We start from the raw sequence: 5,934 nt of genomic DNA on the forward strand, positions 1-5,934 counted from the left end.
GAGCTGACCGACGCTACCGGCGAAACGCTGCGTGCGCGCGGACAGGAGTTCGGCGTGAATACCGGCCGGCCGCGACGCTGCGGATGGCTCGACGCCGCGCAACTGCGCCAGGCCGTCAGGATCTCGGGCATCGATTCGCTGGCGCTCACCAAGCTCGACGTGCTCGACGGCTTCGAGTCGATCGCGCTGTGCGTCGGTTACGAATTCGACGGCGCGCGCGTCGATCATCTGCCCGCGAGCCTCGATGCGCAGTCGCGCGCGAAGCCACTCTACGAACGGTTCGAAGGCTGGCAAGGCTCGGTGAAGGGCGTGCGCGAGCGGGCGGCGCTGCCGCGCGCCGCGCAGGATTTCATCGCGCGCATCGAAGCCGTGGCGGGCGCGCCGGTTTCGATGATCACGACCGGCGCGGAGCGCGACGACACGATCGTGTTGCGCGATCCGTTCGATGCGGCCGCCGCCGCGTAACGCGCGAGCCGCGAAGAGCGTCGATCGACGCGCGGTATCGTGGTCGGCCGGTCGTTTTTGCCGACCGTTCCCGTTGGTTCGTCGACCCATCCGGTACGGATGGGCGACCGGCCCGGATACCGTGCGGCGAACGGCTCGGCGGCACGATTCGGCATCCGGATCGTGCCGCATACGGCGAACTGGACACGTCTGCAACGCTGCTGTACTGTTCCGCACAATTCGCGCCAGACCGGCTCGTGCCGGCGCCGCCGGCCCCCTGGCCGCACGGCGGCGCGACGTGACAATCCCGGGGACAGGTCGATGGACACGTTACAGATGATGCGCATTTTCGTCCGGGTCGCGGAGGAGGGCAGCTTCACGAGCGCGGCCCAGCGCCTGGACATCACGACGGCCTACGCGTCGCGCTCGGTCGCGCAACTCGAAACGCATCTGCGCACGCGCCTGCTCAACCGCAGCACGCGCCGCATCGCGCTGACCGACGCCGGGCAACGCTATCTCGACCGCTGCCAGCGCATCCTCGGCTATATCGACGAAGCGGAAGCCGAGGCGGCCGACGCGCAGGCGAAGCCGTCCGGACGGCTGCACGTTCACGCGACGACGAGTTTCGGCCAGTCCTACGTGATGCCCGCGGTCGTGCGTTACCGCGAACGCTATCCGTCGGTCGCGGTCGAGCTGACGCTGTCGCAGCACGTGCCCGACATCATCGACGAAGGCTACGACGTGTCGCTGCAGCTGAGCACGACGGAGCTGCCCGATTCCGGGCTGGTGTCGCAGCGGCTCGGTGACGTGGGCAGCGTGCTGTGCGCGTCGCCTGCCTATCTGAAGGCGCGCGGCACGCCGCGCACGGTGAGCGATCTCGCCGGGCATGCGTGCCTGCGGCTCGTCACGCCGCTGTTTCCGCGCGACCGCTGGCACCTCGACGGCCCGAACGGCCGCGAAACGGTCGAACTGCCGCTGCCGGATTTCCAGGTGAATATCGCCGATGCGCTCGGCACCGCGCTGCGCGCGGGGCTCGGGATCGGCTCCCTGCCGATGTCGGCGGCGCTGCCCGCGCTCGCGAGCGGCGCGCTGGTGCGTGTGTTGCCCGATTACCGGCTGCAGAAGCTGACGGTCTACACGTTGTATGCGTCGCGTCAGTATCTCGATGCGAAGATCCGCACGTTCGTCGATTTCCTGCGGGAATGCGTGCCCGAGATGCTGGCTGCCGACGAGGCTGCGTTGAACGCTTGTTGCGCGTCCCGTCAATCCTGATTCACGCACGATCGGTACGTGAGTGCCGCGCACGGTCTTTCGGCTTGATGGAAATGGTTCGCATTCCTTTGTTAAAAGCGAGTGGCGCAGGAATGTGTGCGGACCGTTCCGGCCAACGATGCCCGTGCCATCGGCATGCCTTTATGAAAACGCTCGCTTTCGATATCGAACATCGTTGGTTCGGCCAGCGGTAGCCGCCTTTTAGAATCGGTTCGACCTGCTTCATCGCATGCGCGCTTCGTGCGCGCCCACTTCATCGAACCCGAAACGACATGGCAGATCGACACTCCAGCATCCGCCGCCGGCTCATTCATGCCGGCCTGGCGATCGCGACAGGCGCCGCCGCCCACCCGGGCCTTGCGCTGGCCAGCGCGGCCGGCGCGCGGACGTTGCGCATCGGTTATCAGAAAGGGCCGCTCAGCCTGCTGAAGGCGCGCGGCACGCTGCAGGGCAAGCTCGCGACACTCGGCGTGAACGTCACGTGGACCGAATTCCCGTCGGGCCCGCCGCAACTCGAGGCGCTGAACGCGGGATCGATCGATTTCGGCGATGTCGGCGAAGCGCCGCCGATCTTCGCGCTCGCGGCCGGTGCGCCGCTCGTCTACTACGCGCAGACGCCGGCCGGTCCGGCGACCGAAGCGGTGGTCGTCGCGAAGGATTCGCCGGTCAAGACCTTTGCCGACCTGCGCGGCAAGCGCATCGCGCTGGTGAAGGGATCGAATACGCACTTCCTGCTGGTGAGGCTGCTGCAGGCCGCGAAGCTCGGCTATACAGACGTCACGCCGGTCTGGCTGTCGCCGTCCGATGCGCGAGCGGCGTTCGAGAACCGCTCGGTCGATGCGTGGATCATCTGGGATCCGTTTCTCGCGGTGGTCCAGCAGGCATTCGGCGCGCGCATCGTCGCGGACGGCACAGGGCTCGTCGAGAACCGCAGCTACTATTTCGCGTCGCGCACGTACGCGCAGCACAATGCCGACGTGCTCGACGCGGTCGTGTCGGAACTGGCGACGGTCCAGCGCTGGCTCGATGCGAACCGCGCGCAGGGCGCGGCCGAATTCTCGAAGCTGTGGGGCATTCCGGAGCCGGCCGTGGCGCTCGCGTTTCGCCGCGCGCGCTTCGGCGTCGAGCCCGTCACCCGTGACACGCTCGCGTACCAGCAGCGCATCGCGGACGTGTTCTATCAGGCCGGCATCCTGCCGAAACGCGTCGACGTCAGCCTCGCTGCGCCGCCCTCGCTCGCGTGAACGTGTAGCCGGCCCGACGGTCGGGGGCGCGGCGAGCAACTTCCTCGCTTGCGAAATCCGGTCATGGCGCGACCCGCGACAGCGGCACCGCTTCGCCGCGCAACCTCGCGACGTCGCGGCCCGGTGCGTCGCCGAACAGCCGGGCATATTCGCGGCTGAACTGCGACGCACTCACGTAGCCGACGCTTCGGCATGCCTGCCGCGCATCCATCGCCGACAGGCACATCAGGCGGCGCGCCTCCTGCAGCCGCAGCACCTTCTGGCATTGCAACGGACTCATCGACGTAACCGCACGGAAGTGATGGTGGAAGGTCGACGGACTCATCTCCACCTGTCGCGCGAGCGCGTCGACCGCCATCGGATCGAGGTAGTGGTCGCGAATCCATGCGACGGCGCGCGAGATGCGCTGGGTCGTCGAACCGGCGTCGCCGATCTGCGCGACGCGCGCGCCCGACGGGCCGCGCAGCAGCCGGATGAGGATTTCGTCGACGATCAGCGGTGCGAGCAGGTCGAGGTCGTCCGGTTGTGCGATCAGTTGCATCAGCCGCGCGACGGCGTCGACGATTTCGGGCGTTGCGTCGAGCGTGTCGAGCGCGCCGTAGTCGACCGCCTTCGGCAGTCCGTGCGGAAAGACGACCGGCGTGAGCGCCGCGATGCGGCGCGGATCGAGTTCGAGTTGCGCGTAAAGGAACGGCTCGGCCGGGTTCGCGCGCGTCACGCGTCCGGTCACGGGCAGGTCGGCGATGGCGACCAGCATCCGCGATTCGTCGATCCCGTAGGTAGCGTCGCCGACCCGTATCGATTTCGCGCCTTGCCCGACGAGGCTCAGGCACGCATGATGCACGCCATGGTTCCATTGCGGCGACGGCGCGGAGGCGCGCGCGACGCGCATGCCGCGCAATGGAAGGTCGAACATGCCGTCGTGCGGCGCGTACGCGGCGATCAGCGCCGCGAGCCGGGCCGTGGCTAACCGGGCGGGCGACCGGGCATCGTGATCCGGCGGGGTGCGCGGTTGAGGCGGCGTTCGGGCGTCGATTTCCATGTTGGGTAAGCGGTTGGCGGAGTGAGCGATGCAATGCGTGCGGCTGCGATCCCCTGTCGAGGCGCATGGCACGGCGCTCACATCGTACGGCGAGTCGAGCGCGCGGGATTGCCTAAACCTGTCCGAAATTAGCCCGATCATCCGGACCTGCATGGTCGGCGGCCGCGTCGCCCGTCGGTGCAGGGTGTGCAGCGCACAAATTCGGAAATTAAGGCAAAACAATCGCAGGATCGGGCAAGCCATTTTCCGGCGGTTTCCCTACCATTGCACCTGCTGAAGGAAATGCGATTCAGCGCGCCCGGATGATGCGGGCGACACCGTCCGCGTGATGCGCGGACGCCGCCGGCCTTGCCGCGTGCGTCGCCGCCGCGAATCGCCGGAAAAGACTCAGGACTGCTACTGAACGATCGTGCATCGGGCTTGCCGAGGCCGGTTTGCGCCCGTTGCAAGCCGGCGCGTGCCCGTCGCGAGCGTGCCGACCGACCCGGCTGAGCCGGTGGCGGGGCAGCTGCATTGGCCGGGCCGATGCGGGCCGGCTGCGGCGCGGCGTCGGGTGCAGGTAGACGGGCAGTCGTCCGCGCAGGGGAATCCGGACAAATGGACCAACTTCAATCGATTCGGGCATTCGTGACGGTGGCAAGGGAAGGCGGGTTTCGCCGGGCGGCGACGCGGTTGCGCGTGTCGACCGCGATGGCGAGCCGGCTGGTCGACGCGCTCGAGACGCGCCTCGGCGCGCGCCTGCTTCAACGCAGTACGAGCCATCAGTCGCTGACGGAAATCGGCGAGCTGTATCTCGCGCGCGTCGAGCGGATTCTCGGTGCGATCGACGAGATCGACGGTCGTTTCGTCGCGATGGGCAGCAAGCCGGAAGGCGTGCTGCGCGTGGCCGCGCCGGTTGCGTTCGGGCTCAGCCAGTTGAGCGCGCTGCTCGATCGTTTCGTGCACCGGTTTCCGGACGTGCGGCCGACCGTGACGCTGACCGATGCCCACGTCGACCTGACTGCCGAGGACATCGACGTCGCGTTCCTGACGGACGGCATGCCGGTGTCCGGCGCACACGCGTTGCATACGCTGGCCGCGTACGAATCCGTGCGGGTCGCGGCGCCCGATTATGTCGCCGCGCACGGCGGCGCTGCGGCATCGGGCGACTGGCCGGACATCGCGGCCGTGCGGCTGGAGCTGCCGGCGGCCGATGACGACCCCATGGCCGGGGTGCGATCCGGTGCGGCAACGAGCAATGCAGGCGTCGGCCATCTCGAGATGGCGCGGCGGCTGGCCGTGGCCGGCATGGGTGCCGCGGTGTTGCCCGCATATCTCGTCGAGGCCGATCTGGCAGCCGGCACGCTGGTGCGCGTGGCCCCGCTGCACCCGCTCGCGCCCGTCACGTTGAAGCTCGCGCATGCGCGTGCCGCGCGTTTGCCGGCCGCCGCGCGCGCGTTCATCGAATTCGCCGGCGCCGCATTCCGGCCCGCGCGCTAGCGGTCTGGCCGAACCCCCGGCACCGCGCGCCCGCGAAGGCCGCGGGCTCGCCGTTCTTTTTTCGGAAGCAGTTCGGCAAACGAACGCTCCGCAGGGTGCAACGCACACCCGCAACACGCGTCCGCATCCGCGGCGGACAGGACATTGCAGGTCTGCCGCGCGTCAGGGCCATGAGGAGATCTGGTGATTCCCATTGAAGGTCGTCTAATTGTGAGAGGTCGCTCCATGCGCGTCGAACGGGTTCCATACCGCTTAATCACTGCCGCAACGGCTGCCGTTTTCCTGGCCGCATGCGGGAAAAAGGAAGCGGCGCCGCCGCCGCAAACGCCGGAAGTCGGCGTCGTCACCGTCCAGCCGCAAGCCGTGCCGGCGGTGACCGAACTGCCGGGCCGCACCAGCGCGTTCCTGGTCGCGCAAGTGCGCGCGCGGGTCGACGGCATCGTGCTGCGCCGG

At 68.5% G+C, this 5,934-nt stretch carries 5 protein-coding genes and 1 pseudogene; 5 read left to right on the forward strand and 1 reads right to left on the reverse strand.

From position 1 onward, the window contains the following. From JMF90_RS20515 to JMF90_RS20525, 3 genes are all read left to right on the forward strand, one after another. A partial coding sequence (locus JMF90_RS20515; protein ID WP_201325370.1) for an adenylosuccinate synthetase occupies positions 1-465 on the forward strand: 465 nt, incomplete at its 5' end. 300 nt (positions 466-765) lie between these two features. Continuing rightward, positions 766-1,716 (forward strand): LysR family transcriptional regulator, encoded by a 951-nt coding sequence (locus JMF90_RS20520; protein ID WP_011549364.1) that lies wholly within the window; start codon positions 766-768, stop codon positions 1,714-1,716. 272 nt (positions 1,717-1,988) lie between these two features. Further along, entirely contained in the window at positions 1,989-2,960 is a 972-nt protein-coding gene (locus JMF90_RS20525) for an aliphatic sulfonate ABC transporter substrate-binding protein (protein WP_011694975.1), read from the forward strand. 61 nt (positions 2,961-3,021) lie between these two features. Here JMF90_RS20525 and JMF90_RS20530 read toward each other — a convergent pair whose 3' ends face one another. Then, positions 3,022-4,002, reverse strand: coding sequence for an AraC family transcriptional regulator (locus tag JMF90_RS20530; RefSeq protein ID WP_011549366.1), 981 nt, complete (start codon positions 4,000-4,002; stop codon positions 3,022-3,024). 597 nt (positions 4,003-4,599) lie between these two features. Between JMF90_RS20530 and JMF90_RS20535 the strand changes: the two genes are divergently transcribed. Beyond that, entirely contained in the window at positions 4,600-5,481 is an 882-nt protein-coding gene (locus JMF90_RS20535) for a LysR family transcriptional regulator (protein WP_011549367.1), read from the forward strand. Between the two features lie 225 nt (positions 5,482-5,706). Further along, positions 5,707-5,934 (forward strand): annotated as a pseudogene (locus JMF90_RS20540) (efflux transporter periplasmic adaptor subunit); the annotation flags it as partial.

The sequence above is a fragment of the Burkholderia sp. E168m23 genome (genome assembly GCF_016586125.1).
Taxonomy (GTDB): Bacteria; Pseudomonadota; Gammaproteobacteria; order Burkholderiales; family Burkholderiaceae; genus Burkholderia; species Burkholderia orbicola.

What these genes read in the sequence shown, in the direction of transcription:
- JMF90_RS20525 (WP_011694975.1), top strand. Translation starts at nt 1,989, where the DNA reads ATGGCAGATCGACACTCCAGCATCCGCCGCCGGCTCATTCATGCCGGC.
- JMF90_RS20530 (WP_011549366.1), bottom strand. Translation starts at nt 4,002, where the DNA reads ATGGAAATCGACGCCCGAACGCCGCCTCAACCGCGCACCCCGCCGGAT.
- JMF90_RS20535 (WP_011549367.1), top strand. Translation starts at nt 4,600, where the DNA reads ATGGACCAACTTCAATCGATTCGGGCATTCGTGACGGTGGCAAGGGAA.
- JMF90_RS20520 (WP_011549364.1), top strand. Translation starts at nt 766, where the DNA reads ATGGACACGTTACAGATGATGCGCATTTTCGTCCGGGTCGCGGAGGAG.